Here is a 23,085-nt window from a genome sequence, read left to right on the forward strand (position 1 = left end):
AGGTCTCGCCAGGTGGAGATTTCAGTGATAAATTCTTGATAAATTTGGTTGACAAATCGTTCTAATACTGCTAGTTCTTGGGGAGTTTTGGGGCGAGAAATGGTTTGGGCATTGGCAAGGTCTGAGGTTTGCACGACATCCCAACTCAAGCCAACGGTTTCGCTGAGATCTTCGATATTAAAAGACAGGCTAAAGACCCCAATTGAGCCGGTGAGGGTGTTGGGTTGGGCAATAATTTCGTTGGCGGCCATGGCAATCCAATAGCCTCCTGAGGCGGCCATGTTGCCCATGGAAACGATGACTGGCTTTTCTTCGCGCAGCAGTTCAAGTTCTTGTTTGATGACGTCTGAGGCGATCGCACTCCCCCCAGGACTATTAACACGCAAGACAACGGCTTGGACATCGTCATCGACGCGCAAGTCTCGCAGTTGACGCGCCAGACGGTCACCCCCAATTTGACGAAGTTCCCCTTCTCCATCGACAATTGGCCCCTCAGCATAGACTAGGGCAATTTGCCGATCGCTCCCCATTTGCCCGCGCTGGGTTTGACTGGGATCGAGAGTTTGAATATAGGTGGCCAGACTTACGGATTCAAAGGATTCATCGGCATCGCTGATGTTGCTGAGTTCCCGCAGGCGATCGCGAATTTCCTCACTCTCGGCGAGGCGATCGACAACGCCTTGGGAGACGGCTTCTTCGGCGAGTAAAATCCCTTGGTTATCGGCGATCGTTTGTAAGCTTTCGGGGGTGATAGACCGCTGTTGACTGGCAACGTCTAAAATGTCAGCCCAGACATCTCCTAAATAGGCCTGGAGTTGTTCGCGGTTTTCATCGCTATACTCACGACGCACTAAGGCTTCGCCGGCGGACTTGTAAGCCCCCATGCGGACAACTTGAACGCCAACCCCAAGTTGCTCAAAGGTTCCGGCCAGAAAGGCTGTTTCGGCACTTAAGCCATTAAAGACGGCGGCACCTAGGGGGGCGAGCGACAGTTCTGTGGCGATCGAGGCCAGATAATATTCCCGTTTACTCCAGTCGCGATCGTGGGCAATAATCGGCTTACCCGTTTCGCGAAATGTCGCTAAGGCCTCTCGTACTTCTCGCAAGTTAGCATAATCGGTTGGCATATCCCCCGGCGCACCTTTGAGGTAGAGTCCGGTGATGCGATCGTCTTTGCTGGCCTGTTCTAAGGCGTCCACAACATCTAACAGGGAGAGACTTTGTTGACCCGGTCCCTCTAAGGCTTGTTGCAAGGCTTCGCCGGGGCCAATTAGGGCGCGACTGTCTTGGATATTTAAGCCCAAATCTAACACCAGAATTGAGTCTTTCTCTACTTCGGGACCGCGAGGCGCCTGCAAGGAGGCGGTAATGAGTAGAATGACTAACCCTCCAACGCCAATGACGGAAAAGAGAATCAGTCCAGCGACTGTAGCAACAACATTTTTGAGAAAATCACGCATGACGTTGGCGGTCAGAGTAAAGTGCTGTCCTTATTTTAGGGTGTCTAAGCTATTGCTGCGCTGTAAATCCTTGATGGTACGGTTGCCGGTGCAAAATAAGACGGTGGCGAGTTCGCTGTTGAGTAATTCCACCAGTTGATTGAGGGTGTCCGGGGAGTCGGCGGCGGCTTTGAGAAAAGGGGTTGCCAATCCCGCTAAGTTAGCCCCCAGGGCGAGGGTTTTGGCGACATCTAAGCCGTTGCGTAAGCCCCCTGAGGCAATGAGGGGAATGTCGGGAGCCTGCGATCGCACCTGCACGAGACAGTCAGCGGTGGGAAGGCCCCAGTCGGAGAACAGCGCCCCTAAACGACGTTGACGGATATCTTGGGCGCGTTTTCCCTCGACGTTGGCCCAGGAGGTTCCCCCCGCTCCAGCTACATCGATCGCCTGAACCCCAACGTCAATTAACCGTCGCGCCATCTCCCCAGAAATGCCATTGCCCACTTCTTTGGCAATCACGGGAATGGGAAGCAGGTAGCATAATCTCTGTATTTTGTCAAGCAATCCTTTAAAATTCTGGTCGCCCCGACTTTGAACGGCCTCCTGGAGAGGGTTAATATGCAAAATCAGGGCATCGGCTTCGAGCATGGCGATCGCCCGCTGACATTGGTCGACGCCATAGCCATAATTCAACTGCACCGCGCCGAGATTGGCAAATAGGAGAATATCGGGGGCCTGCGATCGCACATCAAAGGTATGACTAAGATCCGGGTTTTCCACCGCCACCCGTTGCGATCCCACCCCCATGGCTAATCCTTGCGCCTGGGCCACGGCGGCTAACCGTTGGTTGATCAGTTTGGCCCGTTCAGTTCCCCCCGTCATCGAAGAAATCAGGAATGGCGATCGCAGTGACTTTCCTAAAAACGAGGTGCTGACGTCAATCTCGGCTAAATCCAGTTCCGGTAAACAGCAATGACGGAAGCGATAGCGTTCTAACCCAGTACGAGTCTCTTGAAAGTTCACATCATCCTCCAGACAAATACGAAGATGATCGGCTTTGCGGCTCTGGGTTTGCTCAGACTCTGTGGGGTTAACAGTCATTGCGATCGTCATCAGGTAACAAAAGAGGTCTAAATTAGGATAACGTATAGATTTGTACCCTCAACCTCTTTTTATAACCGCGTAATAGCCGATGATTATCATTGACGAAAAAAGCATTGTTAAGGAATATTTCAATACGACGGGTTTTGACCGCTGGCGACGAATTTATGGTAAGGACGAGGTCAATAAAGTCCAACTGGATATCCGAGAAGGACACCAGCAGACCATTGATAAAGTCGTTGGTTGGCTGTCGGCCGATGGCAACCTCGGGCAACTGACTATCTGTGATGCGGGGTGTGGTGTTGGTAGTTTGAGTTTGCCCCTAGCTGAAGCAGGGGCAACGGTTTACGGCAGCGACATCTCGGAGATGATGGTGACGGAAGCCCAGGAACGCGCTCAGGCTCAACTGAGTGATAGCTCCCGCGTCCGGTTTGAGACTCGGGATCTCGAAGAAATTTCTGGCAACTTCCACACCGTCATCTGCCTCGATGTCCTCATCCACTATCCTGATGACAAGATGGATGAGATGCTCTCTCACCTCTGTTCTCTGGCTGAATCACGGGTGATTTTGAGTTTTGCACCCAAAACCCCCTGGCTGACGGTTTTGAAGAAAGTCGGTGAACTCTTCCCGGGACCGAGTAAGACGACTCGCGCCTATCAGCATCGTGAAGCGGATATTCTGGCCATCTTTGCCAAAAATGGCTTCCAACCCGCTCGCACGGAAATGACCAGCACTCGTTTCTATTATTCCCGTTTGGTGGAGTTGGTGCGGGGCTAGGAGTCTCACTCGTGTCATGGCTGAAGCCATGACATGGGGGGCTAGGCGGCTCTGCCGCCTGAGAGCGGGAGGCAGAGCCTCCCAGGGGGCGTTCCCAGGCAGAGCCTAGGAACGAGGAGAGAACGAGGAGAGAACGAGGAGAGAACGAGGAGGAGACGAGGAGAAATGAAGAGGGAGGCAGGGGGAGGAAAGGAAAAAGCTGGCTATTACCTTCTTTTGCCTTTTGCCTTTTGCCTTTTGCCTGTTCCCTGTTCCCTATCCCCTATCCCCTGTTCCCTGTTCCCTGTTCCCTGTTCCCTGTTCCCTGTTCCCTATCCCCCTAGGGCATTGTGATAAATGACCTGGGTGGGATAGGCGAATTCGATGCCTTCGGCTTCAAAGCGACGCTTGAGTTCTAGGTTGATTTGCTGTTGAGCATCCATGTATTGGGCAAAATCACTGCTGTTGACGTTGTAGACGACTTCGTAGTCGAGGCTGAAATCCCCGTAGGCTAGGAAATGAGCGCGATCGAAGGTGATGGTTTCGATGGGTTCGATAATGTCTTGGATGATTTGGGGGATTTTTTCGAGCTGTTCGACGCGGGTTTCGTAGGTGACACCGAGTTTAAAGACGATACGGCGGGTTTGCATATGCTTGTAATTGCGGATGCGAGAGCCGGTAAGATCGGTGTTGGAGATGACCAGTCGTTCACCGCTTAAACTCTTGAGACGAGTGGTTTTAATGCCGATGTATTCGACGGTTCCGATGAAGTCACCTACGATGATGAAGTCTCCTAACTCAAAGGGGCGATCGAAGACGATGGAAAAGTAGCTAAAGAGGTCTTGTAGAAGTCCTTGGGAAGCTAGGGCGATCGCAATCCCCCCAATCCCCAGACTGGCAATCATGGCTGAGACATTAAAGTTGAGATTGTCCAGCAGGAAAATAAAGCCGATCGCCCAAACCACGACTCGGATGGCAGGGACGAGAGAATTGAGGGTCGGCTGGATATTGGGGTTGTTTGCCTTGATCCCATATAGGATTAAGCCATATTGGATCACGGAGACCACGAAACGGATGGCAATTACCGTGAAGGCGATCGCCCAGACTCCATCTAAGAGTCGATCCAAAATCGGGTGCAGGGTTAGGCCGTTGAGAGCGACATAAAAAATCCCTAGATACAAGATTGGGATCAGCGCTCGTTCAATAATTTTAATTAAGCTATTATCTAAACTCGCGTCGGTTTGTCGTAGCCATTTTTTAATTCTGCTAAGAACGACGTTGGCAACAATCCTGATGATGATCAATCCAAGAATAATAATGGCTAGGGCGATCAGATAATCTAAGACCTGATTCCCTAGAAATTCTTGTTGGGTGAATTGGCTCAACATATCTGTGAATTCTGTTGGCATAAGTTTCGCTCCTGCGTATGTCAGCATTTGTTAACATTAAAATTTTTTCCTCGATCAGGCAAACGGCGCGATCGCGTCATTGATGACCTCAATAGAGTCTTCAAACGCTTATCCCGAGAGATTTAGAGCCTTTCAGAGATCGCCTTGATGCTGATCGAGGGAGGCGATGTTGTACATTGTTAGTACAACATACCGATGGTGTATAATATACTAGACCACACTAAAGCGTGCTTGTCACTCAGGAAAAACCTCAGATTATGGATACAACACAAGAACGAAAGCTGGCATCTTATCTCGCAGTGGGCGAGAAGTCTGTTGAGTTTTCGATGTCTCTACCGCTACGGATAAAGCGGTCTCTCTCGACATCTGTTGATCTCCTTTTCGATGTCTTGCACCAAATTGAACGGAATTTAGACACGCTATAACTGGCAATTTGTAGCCCCATACCGCCCCGTGGGAAGACCGACAGAACGGTCTCAACGGTGGCCTCATCGGCTCGAAGTTCAGCAACTCCTCTGACGTATGGTGATGTCAGAGTGAGGTTTGGGCGATCGCGCCTCTTCTCCCAACCCTTGGGAACGCGATCTCTAGCCGTTGTTCGTTGACCGTGGCTGAACGTCCTCAGCGTTGCTCAGCGTCAATCGGTTCAAGTGCAACGGATGTCCTCTGTCATCGGCGGTCATGCCGGTCTTATCTTGGATGAGTGCGATCGCCCTTCCGGCCCGATGCTTCATGGGAAACACTCACCCCTATCGCTAACACCGCTTAAACCAACTCACTCAGCATCGATTCAGCAGATGGATGCAAAAACCCCCCAGCGCCTAGCACCAGGGGGAAAATTGAGACCCAGTTTTTGCCGCAAAGCCTTAACGCCTAGACATTCAGCCTCAGAGATATCTAGCGACCAATTCCCACATAGCGGAAGCCAATCGCCTCTAACTGAGTCCGGTCAAGGAAGTTACGACCATCGACCATAATCGGCGTGTGCATCAGACTCGCCATCTTGGTATAGTCGAGTTCCGCAAACTGCTTCCAATCCGTCACCAGGACCAACGCATCACAGCCATCAGCAAGCCGTTCAGGGTCTGTCTCCACATAGACCCCCGATAAGCCCGAGCGTAGGCCCGTTTGCGAGACAATGGGGTCATAGGCCTTCACCTTCGCCCCGAGGCGGTTCAGATTCTCAATCAAGACCAACGAGGGTGCATCCCGCATATCATCGGTATCCGGTTTAAAGGTCAAGCCTAACAAGCCGACGGTTTTCCCCTTGAGAATCTTCAACTCATGTTGCAGTTTCTCCAACGCCATCAAGCGTTGACGTTGGTTCACCTCAACCGCAGACTTGAGCAATTGAGCATCATAGCCATAATCATCAGCCGTGTGAACCAAGGCTGAGACATCTTTCGGGAAACAGGAGCCACCCCAGCCAATCCCAGCATTTAAGAACTTATTGCCAATGCGGGAGTCGAGGCCAATTCCCTTGGCGACCTGGGTGACATCGGCGCCGACGCGATCGCAAATATTGGCCACCTCGTTAATAAAACTAATCTTGGTCGCCAAAAACGAGTTCGCCGCATACTTAATCATCTCCGCCGAACATAAATCCGTCATCACCACAGGAACCGGCGGTAGATCCTTCTCCTGCGCCACCTCACGATTGACAATGGGTGCATAGAGTTCCTGCATCATCGTCAAGGCGCGATCGCTATTACTTCCCAAGACAATGCGATCGGGGTTAAAGGTGTCATACACCGCCGACCCCTCCCGCAGAAACTCAGGATTACTGACCACATCAAATTCCACCTCGATATGGTTAACCAAATCTTCCCCAGTTTTTCCCGATCCCACCAGGGCCTTTTCCCGTTCCGCGATTCCATCGAGGACAATCGTGCGTACCCAATCCCCGGACCCAATGGGAACCGTCGATTTATTGACAATCACCTTATAGCCTTGCTTGAGGTGAGCGCCAATTCCTCGGGCCACCGCCTCCACATAGCGGGTATCACTTTCTCCCGTGGGTAACGGGGGCGTTCCCACCGCAATAAACAAGATATCGCCATGATGGACCCCCGCCTCTAAGTCCGTGGTGAACTCAATATTGCCACTTTGGATGGCGGCGGTCATGATTTCGGACAATCCCGGCTCATAAATCGGCGATCGCCCCGCCTTCATGGTTTTGACCTTTTCCTCGTTGTTATCGACGCAGATCACCTCATGACCCGTATGAGCCAAACAGGCCCCCGTCACCAAACCCACATAACCGGTACCAATCACACAAACACGCATAGCTGTTTTGTCCTTCAACCTTAAAAAACTGTAAAAAAACGCCGCTACGACCGAGCGTTAGCAAGCTGTCGTCCACTAGCTTAGTCGCAAACTTCAGCTATCCCCAATCTGCGGCTTTTATGTCAACACACCCGGACAGTCCTAATTTACGCCAAACCAAGGCGATCGCGGAAATCAGCAATGGTTTCCTTCAATCCCTCTTCCAGCTCAATGCTCGGCGTCCAACCTAACCACTCTTTAGCACGAGTGATGTCCGGTTGTCGCTGTTGCGGGTCATCCTGGGGAAGTGGCTCAAACTGAATCTCCACATCCGGGTTAATCAGCCTTTGAATCGTCTGAGCCAATTGCAAAATGGTGTACTCATTGGGATTGCCGATATTCACCGGCCCAATATGCTCCTCATTGTTCATCAACTTCATCATGCCGTCGATGAGGTCCGAGACATAGCAAAAACTGCGAGTTTGCAAGCCATCCCCATACACCGTCAGGGGAATCCCGCGCAACGCTTGAACAATAAAATTACTCACCACCCGTCCATCATTTTCCTGCATTCGCGGTCCATAGGTGTTGAAAATCCGCATCACCCGAATATCCACATGATTCTGACGATGGTAGTCAAAGCAGAGGGTTTCAGCGATGCGCTTCCCTTCGTCGTAACAATTACCGCAGAATGCGGCCCGTCCATTGCGACGCACACAGATGACATGATTCTTGACATTGACACAGTAGACATTGCCACCGTAGCGCACCCGTTCCGGTTCAGCGAGAACGGCTTCGACAGCGGGCCGGATATTCACGCGGTACAAGTCGCGACCGACGGCGTGGGAGACCACGGAGGCGGCATAACCGCAGCGTAGGGCCAGTTCCTGCACATCGTCGGCAAGCTGTTTAGACTTCGTGTAATAGGTGTAACGGTTGCCTCGCTGACTACCGTCGCCCATTATGAGCGCGTCGAACAAGATGCGCGATTGACGTTGAGAGAGGTTGAGGTAGTCACGGGGGATATATTTGTCTCCCGATTTGCCTAGGGGAAGCAAAATTTCGGCCAGTTGCTTGCTGCAAATGCGAAACTGATGGTCGTCGGATTCAAAGAACTTGAACCCCAGCTTCGAGAGGCAGTTGGCAATCTGGGTGCGTCCTTCCGGCTTAGACTGGGCGATGAGGATATTGTAGTCGGCTACGTCGTAGTTGCGATCGCCCACGGCTCGGGCGCGACGGCGCACGTGGGTACAGCCTTCAGAGATGTAGTAGCCGAGAAATTCGAGCCAGTCATCCATCGCGATGCGATTGACTCGAACTTTAGCGTGAGCGGGGGCGGTTCCCAACTCGAACCATTCTGGCTCGATGCCCTTAAATTCTGCCCCTGTGGGAACACGCCAGGATTTAGCGTAATGCACCTCGTCGGCTTGCAGGAATTTGAGTTTGCCGGTTTTGCTGCGTAGGTAGAGGTTGTGGTTGGGAGTGACGCAGAGGTCAAATTTCCCATTGGCAAATCGCAGCAGTTCGCCGACGTAGGGTTGAACGATGTATTCGTCGGGAACGTGGTACTCGATCTGTCCCTCGGGGTTGAGAGTTGCAACGGGAGTTTGCGGGTCGAGTTGGGGAAAGGGAGTCCAACCGTTTTCAGTCAGGATTTCTGTTTTCTCGTCGTAACAGGCCCGGATCCCAATTGGGTTCACATTGCCCCGATAGGCTTCGGTTTGTGGGTGAACATTGGGATCGCCATAGACTTCTGAGGTTGAGGCCAGCAACAATCGGGCCTTGATGCGTTTCGCCAGTCCCAACATATGCAAGGTTCCCAAAACGCTAGTCTTCACCGTCTTGACCGGATTGTACTGATAATGGACGGGAGAGGCGGGACAGGCCAGATGATAAATCTGATCCACTTCAACGCGAATCGGTTCGGTAATATCGTGGCGAATCACCTCAAAATAGGGAGACTCCATCCATTGCAGGATGTTGTGTTTGTTTCCGGTGAAAAAGTTATCGAGACAAAGGACCTCATGTCCTTGTTCCATCAGGCGATCGACGAGGTGGGAACCCAGGAATCCCGCACCACCGGTGACTAATATTCTCATGAACCACATTGTAGGGAAAACCTGACCTCTACCGTAGCCTGCGATCGCCAAACTGTCTAGTTTCTACCTATTCTCCCCAATTTGAGTGAAACACCGTTAAACATCTGAGTCTTTTTCCTCGGCCGGGTCTTCATGCAGCACCTGATACTGTAAAAACACCTCATCCTCGACTCGCTTCACCTCCAGCAAACGTAAACGGGGAGCGCGATCGCGAGAAAACCCCAGCCCATCGACTGGGGTCGGGGCCGCCGTCCCCCCAAAAATATAACCACAGACCGTTAGCCGAACTTCATCAATGGCCCCCAACTCAAACAAGGTTGCGATTAGATGGCCGCCTCCCAACACCGCCAGTCGTTCAATCCCCAAGCCTCGTAACTGGGTCAATCCCGCCTGCAAATCCAGTCCCGTCTCCGACGAATCGACCGTTAACAAGCGGTCAAACCCTGAATGAGTCTGCCAAAAACCAGCCCCTTCAGTTGTCGTCAGCAGCCAACGGGGAATCGGTTGGCGAAAAAAGGGTAACGCCGGGTCAAAGGTTCCAGACGCCGAACAGACCACTTGCACCGGTTGAGGAGGAGTTCCCGCCGCCTCGCGAGCCGCCAAAAGCTGAGGAGATTGAAGACGCATCGCCGTTCCCCCTGAGCGTAAGGTGGTTCCTCCCATCAACACCGCATCCGCCGCCGCCACACAGGCCTCTAAATGCTGATAATCAACAGAAGAGCCGAAGGTCACCCCTGAGCGGCCAACATCGGAAATTTTGCCATCAGCCGTCATGGCTAAGATCACGGTCGTGTGAGGACGAGACAGGGGGGGAGTCAACATAACGCCAGCTCATTAGGATGGAATAAGAAATTCGATCCGGGATCTCCCGAATCTCCAACGAGCCTACCGCAAAAACTCCTCGCCTCGTGGTCTAGGAGCCAATCCCTAACCGGCTTGAGTCATCCCGGTCAGAGGTTCGCTGCCAAAGCCCTCTAGGGTTAAACTCGGGACGGTCAAGCATCCATTCCGTTAAGATTCTTGTTTTGCGTAGTTTTAACCAGGTCTCCCGTCTGTGTCCGTCAAAAGACCCGCTATCCTAGAAGGGGGACTCCGGATGGTCTGCTCATCACGGCGGTGGATTTCACTGAATGATCGCGATCGTGAAGCTGACGGCGTGCATCTGTGCCGTGAGTTCCCGTAAGTTAAACTCAAAACTCAGAAGCCGCATAATCGGGGTTTCCTCACCCGGCACAATCTGGATGTTAAGCTTCCCCAACCCCTTGCGAACTGCCTTCTTGCTGTACTCCTTTCCTCTGCACCTCGTGTCGCTATGCGTCAATTGATGCGTCAACTCAAAGGTCGTCGCTTACCCATCGCCGCCAAGCTAACGGCCACAATTGCCCTGTCGGCGATTATCAGTGTCAGTAGTGTGACGCTGTTTTCACTTCATCGCCAACGACGGGTTTACCAACAAGAACTCGAAAGCCAAGCCACTCTTGTCTTGAATATGGTGTCACGGCTGGCGGCGGACTCCTTAGCCGCACAAACCGACGACACCGGTGACCTAGAGGAGTCAGAGGAACAACTCCAACAACTGCTCGATATTCTCAATGTTGAAGATAGCCTGACCAGCGTTGTGATTTATGACCAGAACGGTCAACGGCTATCAACCCTAAGCCCCGAGGCGATGACGGAGCGCGATCGCGACTTTGGGGAACAGATTTTAGCCAGTGGAACCCCTGTGTTTGAGTGGGAACGCGATCGCCTCCGTTCGGGCAAAACCATCGCCTCTGGGGCGCAAACTGTCGGTGCGGTTGAGTTAGAGTTCTCCATTACCGGCTTCCGTAACCGTCTCGACAACACCCGCAACAGTGCTATTTTGCTCGGGGTCTTATTTACGGCGGGAGGCCTAGCCGCAGCCTTATGGGTGGGTCGTTCCATCGGTCGCCCCCTCCATGAACTGGCCCGCGCCACTCAATGGGTGGCTGAAGGGGAGTTCGATCGCGCCATGGATAACGAAAGTGCTATCCAACAGTACCGCAGCCGTCCCGATGAAATTGGCGGTCTGGCCCTAGCCTTTGCCCGCATGACCTCGCAAATTCGCGATATGGTCCTCTATCTCGAACAACGGGCCGACCAAGTTCAAAAAAGTGAACTTAAAAATCAAGCCCTCCTCGAAGCCATCCCCGATACCATGTTTCGGCTGCGAACCGATGGCACTTATCTCGATGTTCAGGCGGACAAAGACCAACCGTTACTTCTCTCTCGCAGTGGGTTTTTAGGCAAAAGTCTCTATGAAGTCTTGCCCAAAGAAGTCGCCGATCTCAACCTGCATTATGCTGATTTAGCCCGGCAATCCCGAGAAGTCCAAATTTTTGAATATGCCCTCGATATTCCCAATCGTAAAACGGGAGAAGTCCGACTTCATAACTTTGAAGCGCGGATTGTCACCAGCGGCGAAGATGAAGTCTTAGCGATTGTTCGGGATATTACCGAGCGTAAACGCTATGAGGCGGCGATCGAAGCCGAACGACAACAACTGCGGCAAATTGTCACCCAAGCCCCCGTCGCCATGGCAATGATGGATAGTGAAATGCACTATCTTGCTTACAGTAACACCTGGCTCAGTGATTTCGGGGTTGAACAAGAATCACTGATTGGTAAGTCCCATTATGAGGTTTTCTCCGATTTACCCGAACGTTGGCGAGTGCTTTATGATCGAGCATTGCAAGGGGAAATTGTGAGTACTCCTGAGGATATTTGGGAGCGAGATAATGGGGCGGAACTCTATCTACGCTGGGCGATTCATCCTTGGTACACATCAGATAATGAAGTCGGTGGTGTTGTGATTGCGAGTACCCAGATTAACGAACTGGTTCAAGCTCGGGAAGCTGCCTTAGAAACGGCTCGGTTAAAGTCGGATTTCTTGGCCAATATGAGTCACGAAATTCGCACTCCCATGAATGGAGTCTTGGGGATGACCGATTTGTTGATGACGACGGAACTGGACGAAGAACAGTTAGAGTTTACGGAAGCGTTACGCACCAGTGGAGAACATCTTTTAAATCTAATTAATGATATTTTAGATTTCTCTAAATTAGAAGCAGAAAAGCTACGTTTAGATCGTCATGATTTTGAGTTACGTTCTTGTTTAAATGAGGTTATTAGCTTATTTTTGATGCAGTCAAAAGAGAAGGGATTATCCTTAAAGCTGCATATTAATCCAACGCTGCCCGATTGCCTCTCCGGGGATTCCCGACGACTGCGACAGGTGTTAATGAATTTGGTGGGAAATGCCATTAAATTTACAGACCAGGGGTCTGTGGCTATTGGAGTACGAACCATTGGGAAGAAACAAGGGGTTCTCGGAGATCCGAGTGCAGAAACAGGTCAATTAGAGACGATTTTAACCCTACAATTTGCCGTCCGGGATACGGGAATTGGCATAGCGGCGGGCGATCGCAAATATCTCTTTCAAGCCTTTTCTCAGGTCGATGCCTCCAGTACCCGCCGCTATGGGGGAACCGGGTTAGGCCTGGCGATTTGTCGTCAGCTTGTGCAGAAAATGGGAGGACAAATTTGGGTCGAAAGTGAACCGAATCAGGGATCAACCTTTGTCTTTACGGCTCAGTTTGTCCAGGTGGACAGTCCAGCCACTGAGGAGCATCCAGCCGTCGAGGCTGAACCTCAGACAGCCAATCCCTCAACATCAGCGTCGCAGCCGGTGTCCGCCTCAGCGTCGGGTACGTTATCTCCCTCTCCTGGAACGGATCTCGCCCTGGTAACGTCAACCCCAGTCGCCCCGACATCTGCCACAACAGATCTCGCGGAGACCGCTTCAGGGACTGTCGCTCAAACAGATGCGGGTAATCTTGAGAGTCCCTCCTCACCGTCGGAATCAGCGAAGCCTATCGCTGGGGGTAAGGTTTTGGTGGTTGAGGATACTCATATTAACCAAAAGGTGGTGATGAATCAACTCAAGTTACTTGGCTATACTGCCGCCTGTGTTAACAATGGTCAGGAAGCCTTAGATCAGCTTCAGGAACAACCCTTTGATATCGTATTGATGGATTGTCAAATGCCGGTATTAGATGGCTATCGAGCGACTCAACGCTTGCGAAGCTGGGAAAGCGAGAGCGATCGCCAGACGGTGGTTATTGGCTTAACCGCTCATGCCATGGAAGGCGATCGCCAAAAATGCCTGGATGCGGGGATGGATGACTATCTCGCCAAACCTGTCACCATGCAAAAACTTAAGTCTGTTTTGGAGCATTGGATGTCAAAAATTGAGCCATTAAATTCTGCCGATTCATCGACTATGTCTCATAATGGAAACCGCCCTGATCCTATCGTTCCCCCTTCAGCTTCTATGGCAGACTCCTCCTCAACCCCCGAGATTTACATTGATTGGGATCGTCTTCATGAAGTCTCTGGAGATGATCTCGAATTTGAGTTAGAACTGCTCGACTCGTTTATGGAATCGGCCCGGGAGTATGTGGCTGGGGCCAAAGCGGCGTTGGCTGAGGGCGATGTGGAGACGTTTTCGCGCCTAGTCCATCAAATTAAGGGGGCCAGTGGTAATGTGGGCATCCCCGCCATGATGAAGTTGGCCGGACACCTTAATGAACGGGTTAAACATGAATCGGTTAACCCGGAACTGCTGCAAGAAGCGGTGACTGGGATGGAACAGCTCAGTCAGATGTTAGATCAGGTGACGGCTGTGATGGCGAATTTGTCCCAAGAACTCGAGGCCTGACAGGTTGGCCTCAGCCATGGGTAAATAACTCGGGGGCGCGTTCTTTGAGGGCAGCGTTGAGTTCCCCGAGGCGATCGCGCATCTGAAAATACCACTTCGCTCGCTCCTGGGCATGATGCTCTAGGAGACGGTGTTGGGCAACCCACTGATAGGCCCCTTGTCCGAGTTGCTGTCGCAGAGTTGGGTTGACCAGGAGTTCCCGGAATTTGGCGGCAAAGTCTTCTACGGAGCGATAGAGTAACCCGGTTTTGCCGTCCTGAAGACTGCGTTCGTAGACCGTGGGACTCGCCAAGACAGCCACGCCCTGACCGCCACATTCAACGAATTTGAGGTCAGACTTCATTTGGTTAAATCGAGTGGGTTCTAGGGGCAGCAGGGCAACGCTACTTGAACGAATGACCTGCTGATAGTTGTCATAGGAACAGAAGGGGGAAAAGGCTTTATGGGGGGTGTTTAGAGCCTCGAAAAATTGGCGATCGTGCAGTACATTCACGCAGACGCGATCGCCGAGTTCGTCAAGAATTTGGTTAATTGCCCCCATGAGGGGTTTCCAGTCTTCTTCTCGGTTGAGAGCGCCAAAAAAGACCGTCGCTTGCTCGTAATCTCTCTCGGGACGGGGTTGAGGGAGTTGGGCCAGTTGGTTGGGAAAGACTTTCACGTAGGGGTTGTACTGTCGCAGAAACTCCGCTAACGGCTCGGTGGACGTTTGCACACAATGGCAACTGCGATAGGAGAAGAAGTTATGATCCGAGGCGCTTTCCCAGCGTAAGGGGTCGTCGTCGATTTCTGAGACAATCAGATAGCCGCGCTGAAGTAGGTTTTTCTGTTGAGCGAGGGCGGTTTCCGGCTTGAGGAGAGCGCGTTGCCAGATAAACACTTTTTCTTCGTCAGCTTCGGCGAGGTTGAGAGCAGCACTATGAGCTGAAGACATGGCCCGCACGCCGGTAATGCGATTGCTGAACTGATCCGGTTCGAGAATCCGCACGCGATCGCAGGCCAACGGGGCCATCATCAGGGTTTGGATAAACAGCCGCCGTTGAGTTTTTACGCCGGTCAGGATATATTGATGACTTTCTGTGAGTAGTTTCAGGCGGTTGCTATCAACCTTGAGATGTTGGGCCAGGGGTTCGAGTTTGGGGTAGAACTCGGCAAATTCTTTGGGGTTATGGGACAAAATGCGGCCCACCGTTTTAACGATGAGGCCCGCTTGGCTGAACAGCTGCTGCATACTCTCAAGGGTGAAGAACCGCAGATGGGTGCGATCGAGTAGTCCTTCATCTTGATATTCCCATTTTCCCTGGAGCAGATCTCGTAGAATCGTCCAATGTTGGATATTGGGGATTGAGGCCAAGACATAGCCGCCGGGTTTGAGCCAGGATACCTGGTGATTGAGAATGGCCCAGGGATCTTGTAGATGTTCTAAGACATCCCCATAGACGAGAGCGTCACAGCTTTGAGGGGCGATGTTTAACTGGCTTTCGTCGGATGTTTCGACGTTAAAATGGAGGGCGCGATCGAGCCGTTCTGTGGCAATTTGGACGGCTTCGGGGTTGAGTTCTAGGCCGATGTATTCACTGTCAGGATTGTCTTTTTTGTAGGCGGCTCCCAAGGCTCCCGTTCCACAGCCGACTTCGACAATACGGCCAAGGTTTTTGGGAATGCTATCGAGGAGTTGTTGGTTAATGCGATCGTAGTAAGCGGGAACCGTCATAGTCTTAGGGAGTTTTAGGGGAAATAGAGCGCAGAGACAGTTTGATTCGGGATAATGGCTAGAGAAAGGGAGAATGCCGCTAGCTAGTGGCGGGAGTGAGCCAAATTTGGGCGAGTACCAGTGCAGCGGCGATCGCCAGTATGATGGTCACGGCGATCGCATCGCCTCGTTGAATCGGTGGCCAGGCCCGTTGAGCCGTCGGCTGGCCATAGCCTCGCAGACGCATCGCCTGATACACCTGTTCCGACTGCTCATAACTGGTCACCAATAGGGTTCCCGTCAGTGCAGCTAACACTCGCAGGGTTCGCCAACTCAACTGTTTAGGGTTGAAGCCTCTGAGCCTCATGGCCGTTTGCACTTGTCGTAGGCGATCGAGTAAATCATAGAGGTAGCGGTAGAACAAGAGCATCATATCGGTAATAAGACCGGGAATCCCCAGCGATCGCATGGCCCGTAAGGTGCTAGCCAGAGGGCTGGTTCCAAACAAGACTAAGGTTACCGTCACGATACAGACGAATCGCACCACAATCGGCACAGCCGCTAAAATTCCCTCCCAACGAATCCTTAGCCAACCCAACTCTAGCAAGATTGTTTCCCCGGTCGTCAAGGGTAATAAAACAATCGCACCGAGTAAAAAATAACCCGGATAATGAAGTCGCTGACGTAAGTAACATCCCGGTAACCGAGAAATTTTATAGAGTATCCCAGTTAGGAGCAATATCACCGGTAACAAGACCAGAACATCGACCGCCGAGAAGGCAAAAATCAGAGCCATGAGTCCGACAAACTTGCACCGAGGGTCCCAACGATGAATGGGAGACTGTAAACCGGCATACGTATCAAGTCCATGTTGCATAAAGATAGGAGTAGCCAGACAATACAAGACAACGGCAACGAATCAAAGGCAACGAACCCACCGAACACCCTAAACAAATCTAGTGATTTTGGGTTGCAATTGAGTGTTTACCTTTCATATCTCATCGTTTTTAATGGCTATAAAACCCTTCGATTAAACTGGGTTTAACCTGATGCAGAAATAGCACAACCATCGATGTAAATGCCCCTTCAATCAGCATTAAGGGGATTTGCGAGACAACTAAGACTAAGGTTGCAGAGCGTTCTAAGTTCACATCTAAATCAGCCGGAATTGTGGTGATAATTAACGTAAAAAAAATAACTGTCGAGAGTCCAACCGCTAATCCCCCCGCCACAAAAGCAAACAGTCCTAGTCTCCGTCGCGTTTCCTCTCCAAACGAAAGGCGAAGTTTAAAGAGGTAGGCCGAGACCAAGGCGGGAAAACCGATCATAGCAGTATTCACGCCCAGACTAACCATACCGCCATGTTGAAACATGACCGCCTGAAAAAATAAACCCACTAAAATTGCCGGAAAAGCATAATAGCCGAGCAGCACACCGAGCAAGCCATTTAATAATAAATGAACGCTCGCCGGAGGAATGGGAACACTGACTAACGAGCCAACAAAAAAGGCGGCCGTGAGTAAGGATGCTTTGGGGATATGTTCTTGAGGATCTCGATAAGTTCGTTGAATTTGTCGGAGAGAAAACCAGACACCACCTCCCGTCATTGCGTAACCCAGCAACGACACAGGCGCCGGAAGAAATCCATCTGCAATGTGCATGAGTCACCTAAGAATCAGAAGACGATGATTTGTGGCCACGACTGAAATAGAGAGCCGTACCCACACATCCCCAAATCACAGACGCACCTGTTAACAGGCGTTGGGGGACGGAGATATCCGTTAAATCGGCCAACAGAGATGAGTTGGCAGCATCTCCCGTAGAGTCATCGGCCATGAGAGTGGAGTCATCGAGGTTAATCGTAATCATATCCCCATGTCCAGCTTGGCGGACCGTCACCGTCCAATTCCCGGGAATCTCTGGATTGGGGCGAAATTGATAACGTCCTGACTCATCAGTCGTTCCGGTTTCCCAGGGTTCTTGGGGATTCTCCGGGGAATAGACGAATACTTGAGCCTCATTGAAGGGTTCACCGTTATCATAAGCGGCCGTCAAGGAAATGGTTGGCTCAACCTCATAGGTGAGTTTAGCCCCGTGAGAGACAGCGGCGTCCATGAAGCCAATGACTCCAAGGCCAGCCAGAGGGATAACGAGGTTCCACTGGATCGATTTCATCGGCAACTCCTGATTGGTGACAGCATCGTGGCCGCAAAAAACGGCATCTTGCTCTTTATTGTGTCGCAAGATGCCGTACTGTGCAGCGTTGAGTTAATCACAAACCGTTGAGCGGCCGAGTTCACATCCTAAGACATGAACTCAGCAGTTGAGGAGTCACTGAGGATTAGGCACTTCCGAGCAGATAGTCTGCATCGGGAACTTCGTACATAGCCTCTTCAACTTGGGTGACGTCGCTGGTTCCCATGACTACACCGAGGTAGGAGCCACTGTCGAGACGGATGGCTACATCACTAACACCGTCACCGTCAACATCTTCGACCTCTAATTGGATCGAGGACATCAGCGAGCCGCTGATTGCCAGACCATCACCGGCTTTGAAGTCCATGATGAAGTCAGCCGCTTGAGCGGAGGTAATTTCGAGGCTGGTTTCGGCCCGCAGTAAGAACTGGTTGGTTCCGCCACCACCGGTGAGAGTATCAGATCCCATGTCACCCGAGAGGACATCGTCTCCGTCTCCACCCATGAGTTCGTCGTTACCTTGACCACCGTAGAGGACGTTGTTACCGCCACCTGCCATGATCACATCGTCACCGGTATTTCCAGCCAGAACATCGTCGCCGGAACCGCCCATGATGACATCTTCATCATCAGCACCCGCGAGGAGGTTATTACCGCTTTCGCCGGAGATGCTATCGTTGCCATCAGCACCCGAAACGATATCGTTGTCGACCGAACCAACAACTTCATCGTCCCCTTCACTGCCCAAGACCGCTTGGTTGCCAATGTCTAGGGTGTTGAGTTCCGTCACACCCATGATGTCGGTGATTTGGAAGACGCTGCTGCTTTGGAACTTGATGCTGGCAGAGGTGGTAATCCCCCAAACCACGCTTAACTGAGCTTCACTCTTGATGATGACGGAACCGGCAATGGCGCCTTCTCCACTTCCGTCACCACCGATCACAACACCACCGCCGTCGAGGATTTCCTCAGCATCCTCTGTCGGCATCGGATCGAAGGCCTCAGCCGTGTTGTCATCGAGTTTGACGACGGAACCGTAGAGGTTGGCGATTTCAAAGCTCTCTTCAGGAGCATCAAAGCCGGAGGTGATGGTTTCACCGCCATCGGTGGAGAAGCCATCGAGGCTAACGGTGTAGGTGTCTCCGTCGAAAGCAAAGGTTTTGGGGGTTAGACCGCCTGTGGCAAACTGCAAACGGTCGGCATCTTCAACGGGATCTCCACTTTCGTTAGGAGTATTAAGGATGTTGAAGAGGAAGTCGAAGGAATCGAGTTCGCCCACACCGTTGACATCGAGGTCAAGGCTAAAGCCGAAGTCACCGTCGAAGTTATTCGTGGTTGAACCGTTACGGTAGAACAGTTGACCCAGTTTGAACTGTTCACCCACTTCGGTGCCGAAGTCACTCCCGTCAAACTGCACCAAGTTGGTGAAGCTCTCTTCGGTGGGAACGCCCCAGGCGAAGCGGTTTTTCATGCCACCGTTTTGGTCGGTGATTTCCACAACCGCGTCAGGAGTGTCTTCGACAGGGTCAGAGAAGCTACCACCAGAGGTGCCGATAATCACATCCATATCGGAGGTATCGGAGGCATCATCGGAGACGTCATCGCCACCGTCGTCGCCGGCCATGTCGTCATCACCATTGCCGTCGCCAACCAGGTCGTCATCACCATTGTCGTCAGCGTCGTCCTCACCACCGGAACCAATGTCAGACGGGGCAGATCCAGCTAGTTTTCCGCTTTGAGTGCGAACACCAAAGTCTTCACCCGCAAACATATCGAGGGTTAGGGTTTCCGATTCGTGAGCGATCACGAAGGTGACGGATTCACCGCCGCTGACAGCGACACCCGCGTCAAAGGCCCGAGGAGCAATGGATGCACCACCGGTCACGTTGTTAACACCTCCGGCACTGAAAGTCCCGCCGGAGACTCCTTCACCGCTGATGGAAAGCCCTTCTAAGAGACTGTTGTTTTCCAGGTTGAAGAAAACACCGCGTAATCCTTGTTGGTTACTGTTACCGGGGCCATCATTTTGGCCGACAACAGTGACTTCAATCCCTTCACTGGTTTGATTGAGGGTTACTTCAGCAGAGGCACTGACGCCAACAAAACTGGTGAGGGTGAAGGAGGCGCTACTCGCATCACCTTCGAGGTCATCGCTACCTGCACCACCTTCGAGGTCATCGCCATCTAGGTCGTCTTCGTTGATGGATTCGCCAGAATCGTCATCATCGTCGTCGTCTAGATCATCGTCATCGTCGTCGTCATCGTCGTCATCGTCATCGTCGTCGTCATCGTCGTCGTCATCGAGATCATCAATGTCGTCGTCGTCATCAATCCCATCATCAGCGATGAGATCATCATCATCTTCTTCAACGTTGGTTGTTGTGACCTGATCCTCTGTTTCTTCAACAGTGGTTTCAGCGTCGGTCATCATGATATCGTCTTCCATTCCTAGGTTCCTCTGATATAGGTTATTTGTTCAGTGACACACCCGCAGCGAGGTGAGCAACTGGCTCGCTGTTAATACTTAACTGAAGTAGATGGTCTGAGTTCAAGAAAGTTCCCGAAATTGTATGAAATTTCTCGAAACACAGGATTTTCAATAAGTTTGTGCGGCAAACACGTCGCTGTCAGTAGATTACAGCGTCAGGCTTCAATTTAATTCATCTGACTGCCTCTCTTAGCTTTCCCAGATTTTCACTGATGTGAAAGGGTGAAATTACGCAAATCGGTCAGATTTAGAAAATTTCAGTAAAAATACGGATAAAATTGAAGTATTTTCACAGACATTTCCTGGTTAAGAGACGCATTGATGTTTCGATAGGTTTCCCAATTGTTCAAGTTTTTGTTGAATTTGTCTGAAATCCCCTTGAAGCGGTTGAATACTATACGTCGCCCTGAAGAAGAGTATGGGGAGACAGGCAAAAACCGCCGCGCGATCGCGCGGCGGTTCAAAGAGCCATGACTTAAAGTCTTAATTAGGGTTCAGTTGCATCCCCCATCGTCGACTCGAAGCAATGACCTTCGCCAACATGACCCAGATTTGGCAGAATCCCAACCAGTTTTTCCTGATCTTCTGGGGATAATTGATCCATGAGACCGTCCGATGTCACCTCGACGGTTCCATTGTCGGCTAAGGCGGCGATCGGATCAAAGCCTAAGGCGCCTTCATTCAAGTCAGAGTCAGCCGGAGCGTCACCTGTACCGAAAAGATGGTCCAGATGGATGGTCGCTTCGAGATCGGCAGTTCCTGCATCATCGAGAATGCCTTTGCGTTCATCGCCGATAAATTCGCCACAGGCAAAGGCCAAGGGTTGATCTAGGGCAATGGAAAAATCAAGACGCTCTCCGTCTTGTTCTGCGGTTCCTGTCAAGACCATTACATGGCCCTCAGCGGGTCCGTCGGGGGCGGGAGATAAGGCCCAAGACAAGGCGTTGTAATGTCCAGCATCGGCCTCGGCTTCACCCAAGAGAACAGGACCGTTCCCCTCGGTGAGATCCACGGTTTTTGAGTCTACCAACAGCAAAGATTTACTGGCCTCGATGTCAGATCCATCGGCTTCGTAGGGAGGATTGGTTTGATAGGCGGTTACATCGCTGAGATGGACATACAGATTGTCAAAGCTGAGGGTCCATCCGTCTTTACTGGTCATTCCTTCCCAGGCGTACTCTTCTCCGTTGGCGTACACGGCTAGGGTTCCGCTTCCCTCACTGGGAGTTACGGCGGTGCTGTCTGGGGTCGTCTCTGTCGTCGGGTCAGAGCAGCCGAGCAAAAGCAACGCACTCAGAGCCATCGGACTCAGTTTTGATGCAGAGATCATAGTTGATGAGGGGTGATGTTAGGGTGGGTAGGGTATAAAAAAGGACACTTGAAAATAAACAGTATAAATGCAAGAAAATGCTTTTTGGCTTGGGTTCTGTTTATTGAATTTGTCCTATTTTATCTGGCGTGTTTATGGTCTGGATTCAAGTTGCAGTCAGTTTAACATAGCCAAATTCGCCAGTGGCGTGACGATCGCTCCTAAGATAACAAGGTGGTGATTTTCGGGAACACGGTCTGCCAAAGTCCTGTTTCCTGAGACGGCTGAGGGGAGTCTAGGAACTGAAAGAGGACTGCAAGCAGAAGAGTAAAGACCATAGCGCGAATCAGGCGCGAACCGGAGCTGAGGCGATCGCTATCAAGCATGGTGACACTCCTTCCCACTAGCAGGTGGCTAAAACAATACGGTTGTTGTCTGTGACTTCAGCCTTAGCATGGAGCAATTTCAGTGAATCAGGAGTGTCCAAAATCACATCGAGCTGTGATTTGACAAAGATTTAAGGATGGTTGTGATTAAAGTCTGGGGCGATCGCCCACTATCGAGAACGATCGCCTCCTGGGGTTCTTCGAGATCGGCAAACTGACTGGCCAAAAGCGTGGGCGACATAAAATGGTCAGATCTTCCCTGAAGCCGTTGCTGTAACGGCTCAAACTCTCCCTTGAGATAAACCCAAACCATCTCATTATCCCCGCAACTCAGGCGATCGCGGTAGGCCTGTTTCAGGGCCGAACAGGCCACAACCACCCCGAGATCTGGGTAATCCGTCCGAGCCTGGGCGATCGCCGCCTGTAATCTCGACAACCAGGGCCGGCGATCGTCATCATCGAGGGGAATCCCCCGAGCCATTTTCTCAACATTGGCCGCCGGGTGAAACGCATCTCCCTCCAAAAACACCCAGCCTAAACGCTCCGCTAAGCCTCGCGCCACCGTTGTTTTCCCAGAACCGGATACCCCCATCACCCCAATCACCCGCGCCGCTGTTTGAGCCATCAGAGTGGCGCTATCCGTCATGTTGACCAAGCTGCTTGCGTTGAACATCAAAGCGGTAAATGATATTCCCTTCATAGGTCACATCAAACGCGCCATCATAGTCTTTCGCACAGCCATCGAGAAACGCTTTCGCCTCCTGGCCCGATAACTGAGTCGCCATGGAAAACTCCAGTGGAGTGATTGCGCCATCACCCTCGACAATCATGCGAAAAAAGGTACTTTGTAATTGTTCAGCGCGACAGCGTTGAGCCTCAAGTTGCTCTTGTTTCGACTGTCGTGCCACAGTCCAAAGTAGCCAACTCCCGATCGCCGTCGGTGGAAGTCCCACCAGAGTCAACAGAATCAGGGCCAACTCTCGTTCCCAAGCACTGACTCCTCCCAGATGGAAGGCTGACCAGAGTACCACAGGAATCCCAGATACCATGAGGATTCCGGCGATCGTTTTTTTGATGATTTTCCAGGAAGATTTGGGGCGATTGGCTATCATAATCACTCGCTTGGGGAGAACGGGAGGCGGAACACAGGTTCAGTGAGACCCCACTCTCTTTAGCATACGGTTTTAACGGGTTGGTCTTGAGGTCGG

Annotated in this window: 16 protein-coding genes and 3 pseudogenes; 2 read left to right on the forward strand and 17 right to left on the reverse strand. The window is 51.6% G+C overall.

What is annotated here, in order from left to right; translation table 11 throughout:
• Positions 1 to 1,460: signal peptide peptidase SppA (sppA, locus tag R6U67_RS19150; protein WP_410254025.1), on the reverse strand; the 1,460-nt coding region annotated here is incomplete at its 3' end.
• Between the two features lie 30 nt (positions 1,461 to 1,490).
• Positions 1,491 to 2,540, reverse strand: coding sequence for a type 2 isopentenyl-diphosphate Delta-isomerase (fni, locus tag R6U67_RS19155; protein WP_410254026.1), 1,050 nt, complete (start codon positions 2,538 to 2,540; stop codon positions 1,491 to 1,493).
• Positions 2,541 to 2,631: 91 nt separating this feature from the next.
• Between fni and bchM the strand changes: the two genes are divergently transcribed.
• Complete coding sequence (gene bchM / locus R6U67_RS19160; RefSeq protein WP_410254027.1) at positions 2,632 to 3,318, forward strand: magnesium protoporphyrin IX methyltransferase; 687 nt, start codon at positions 2,632 to 2,634, stop codon at positions 3,316 to 3,318.
• Positions 3,319 to 3,629: 311 nt separating this feature from the next.
• Here the strand turns inward: bchM and R6U67_RS19165 are convergent, their stop codons facing one another.
• The 6 genes and pseudogenes from R6U67_RS19165 to R6U67_RS19190 form a co-directional block, all read right to left on the reverse strand.
• A complete protein-coding gene (locus R6U67_RS19165; protein WP_410254028.1) occupies positions 3,630 to 4,706 on the reverse strand; it encodes a mechanosensitive ion channel family protein in 1,077 nt (358 codons plus the stop codon).
• 897 nt (positions 4,707 to 5,603) lie between these two features.
• A complete protein-coding gene (locus R6U67_RS19170) occupies positions 5,604 to 6,992 on the reverse strand; it encodes a UDP-glucose dehydrogenase family protein (protein WP_410254029.1) in 1,389 nt (462 codons plus the stop codon).
• 146 nt (positions 6,993 to 7,138) lie between these two features.
• Positions 7,139 to 7,750: pseudogene (locus R6U67_RS19175) on the reverse strand (GDP-mannose 4,6-dehydratase); the annotation flags it as partial.
• A gap of 39 nt (positions 7,751 to 7,789) precedes the next feature.
• Positions 7,790 to 8,269 (reverse strand): annotated as a pseudogene (locus R6U67_RS19180) (LAGLIDADG family homing endonuclease); the annotation flags it as partial.
• Between the two features lie 366 nt (positions 8,270 to 8,635).
• Positions 8,636 to 9,070, reverse strand: a pseudogene (locus R6U67_RS19185) (GDP-mannose 4,6-dehydratase); the annotation flags it as partial.
• Between the two features lie 96 nt (positions 9,071 to 9,166).
• Entirely contained in the window at positions 9,167 to 9,892 is a 726-nt protein-coding gene (locus R6U67_RS19190) for a RibD family protein (protein ID WP_410254030.1), read from the reverse strand.
• Positions 9,893 to 10,382: 490 nt separating this feature from the next.
• Here R6U67_RS19190 and R6U67_RS19195 point away from each other — a divergent pair, with 490 nt between their 5' ends.
• Complete coding sequence (locus R6U67_RS19195; RefSeq protein WP_410254031.1) at positions 10,383 to 13,808, forward strand: ATP-binding protein; 3,426 nt, start codon at positions 10,383 to 10,385, stop codon at positions 13,806 to 13,808.
• Positions 13,809 to 13,818: 10 nt separating this feature from the next.
• On the opposite strand, the gene R6U67_RS19200 is transcribed toward R6U67_RS19195, so the two are convergent.
• The 9 genes from R6U67_RS19200 to R6U67_RS19240 all read right to left on the reverse strand — a co-directional run bounded on the left by R6U67_RS19200 (position 13,819) and on the right by R6U67_RS19240 (position 22,989).
• Positions 13,819 to 15,519, reverse strand: coding sequence for a methyltransferase domain-containing protein (locus R6U67_RS19200; RefSeq protein ID WP_410254032.1), 1,701 nt, complete (start codon positions 15,517 to 15,519; stop codon positions 13,819 to 13,821).
• Positions 15,520 to 15,598: 79 nt separating this feature from the next.
• Positions 15,599 to 16,375, reverse strand: a complete 777-nt coding sequence (gene cbiQ, locus R6U67_RS19205) for a cobalt ECF transporter T component CbiQ (protein ID WP_410254033.1) — start codon at positions 16,373 to 16,375, stop codon at positions 15,599 to 15,601.
• 130 nt (positions 16,376 to 16,505) lie between these two features.
• Entirely contained in the window at positions 16,506 to 17,159 is a 654-nt protein-coding gene (gene cbiM / locus R6U67_RS19210) for a cobalt transporter CbiM (protein ID WP_410254034.1), read from the reverse strand.
• A 7-nt stretch (positions 17,160 to 17,166) separates the two neighbouring features.
• Positions 17,167 to 17,673: a carboxypeptidase-like regulatory domain-containing protein gene (locus tag R6U67_RS19215; RefSeq protein WP_410254035.1), complete on the reverse strand. Its 507-nt coding sequence runs from the start codon at positions 17,671 to 17,673 to the stop codon at positions 17,167 to 17,169.
• A 166-nt stretch (positions 17,674 to 17,839) separates the two neighbouring features.
• Complete coding sequence (locus R6U67_RS19220) at positions 17,840 to 20,140, reverse strand: choice-of-anchor K domain-containing protein (protein WP_410254036.1); 2,301 nt, start codon at positions 20,138 to 20,140, stop codon at positions 17,840 to 17,842.
• Positions 20,141 to 20,669: 529 nt separating this feature from the next.
• Entirely contained in the window at positions 20,670 to 21,512 is an 843-nt protein-coding gene (locus R6U67_RS19225; RefSeq protein ID WP_410254037.1) for a DUF4382 domain-containing protein, read from the reverse strand.
• Positions 21,513 to 21,712: 200 nt separating this feature from the next.
• Complete coding sequence (locus R6U67_RS19230; RefSeq protein WP_410254038.1) at positions 21,713 to 21,877, reverse strand: hypothetical protein; 165 nt, start codon at positions 21,875 to 21,877, stop codon at positions 21,713 to 21,715.
• A gap of 103 nt (positions 21,878 to 21,980) precedes the next feature.
• Positions 21,981 to 22,523, reverse strand: coding sequence for a gluconokinase (locus R6U67_RS19235; protein WP_410254039.1), 543 nt, complete (start codon positions 22,521 to 22,523; stop codon positions 21,981 to 21,983).
• The gene (locus R6U67_RS19240; RefSeq protein WP_410254040.1) at positions 22,513 to 22,989 is read right to left on the reverse strand and encodes a hypothetical protein; all 477 of its coding nucleotides are present in this window, start codon (positions 22,987 to 22,989) and stop codon (positions 22,513 to 22,515) included. Before R6U67_RS19240 ends, R6U67_RS19235 begins: the two co-directional genes overlap by 11 nt.
• Positions 22,990 to 23,085: the final 96 nt, after the last annotated feature.

It is taken from the genome of Sodalinema sp., assembly GCF_046483825.1.
Lineage (GTDB): Bacteria > Cyanobacteriota > Cyanobacteriia > Cyanobacteriales > Geitlerinemataceae > Sodalinema.

Excerpts from the sequence above, each read along its gene's own strand:
- R6U67_RS19220 (WP_410254036.1), bottom strand. The coding sequence starts at position 20,140 with ATGGAAGACGATATCATGATGACCGACGCTGAAACCACTGTTGAAGAA.
- R6U67_RS19215 (WP_410254035.1), bottom strand. The coding sequence starts at position 17,673 with ATGAAATCGATCCAGTGGAACCTCGTTATCCCTCTGGCTGGCCTTGGA.
- R6U67_RS19200 (WP_410254032.1), bottom strand. The coding sequence starts at position 15,519 with ATGACGGTTCCCGCTTACTACGATCGCATTAACCAACAACTCCTCGAT.
- R6U67_RS19235 (WP_410254039.1), bottom strand. The coding sequence starts at position 22,523 with ATGACGGATAGCGCCACTCTGATGGCTCAAACAGCGGCGCGGGTGATT.
- bchM (WP_410254027.1), top strand. The coding sequence starts at position 2,632 with ATGATTATCATTGACGAAAAAAGCATTGTTAAGGAATATTTCAATACG.
- R6U67_RS19195 (WP_410254031.1), top strand. The coding sequence starts at position 10,383 with ATGCGTCAATTGATGCGTCAACTCAAAGGTCGTCGCTTACCCATCGCC.
- R6U67_RS19170 (WP_410254029.1), bottom strand. The coding sequence starts at position 6,992 with ATGCGTGTTTGTGTGATTGGTACCGGTTATGTGGGTTTGGTGACGGGG.
- R6U67_RS19230 (WP_410254038.1), bottom strand. The coding sequence starts at position 21,877 with ATGCTTGATAGCGATCGCCTCAGCTCCGGTTCGCGCCTGATTCGCGCT.
- cbiQ (WP_410254033.1), bottom strand. The coding sequence starts at position 16,375 with ATGCAACATGGACTTGATACGTATGCCGGTTTACAGTCTCCCATTCAT.
- fni (WP_410254026.1), bottom strand. The coding sequence starts at position 2,540 with ATGACTGTTAACCCCACAGAGTCTGAGCAAACCCAGAGCCGCAAAGCC.
- cbiM (WP_410254034.1), bottom strand. The coding sequence starts at position 17,159 with ATGCACATTGCAGATGGATTTCTTCCGGCGCCTGTGTCGTTGCTGGGT.
- R6U67_RS19165 (WP_410254028.1), bottom strand. The coding sequence starts at position 4,706 with ATGCCAACAGAATTCACAGATATGTTGAGCCAATTCACCCAACAAGAA.
- R6U67_RS19190 (WP_410254030.1), bottom strand. The coding sequence starts at position 9,892 with ATGTTGACTCCCCCCCTGTCTCGTCCTCACACGACCGTGATCTTAGCC.
- R6U67_RS19240 (WP_410254040.1), bottom strand. The coding sequence starts at position 22,989 with ATGATAGCCAATCGCCCCAAATCTTCCTGGAAAATCATCAAAAAAACG.
- R6U67_RS19225 (WP_410254037.1), bottom strand. The coding sequence starts at position 21,512 with ATGATCTCTGCATCAAAACTGAGTCCGATGGCTCTGAGTGCGTTGCTT.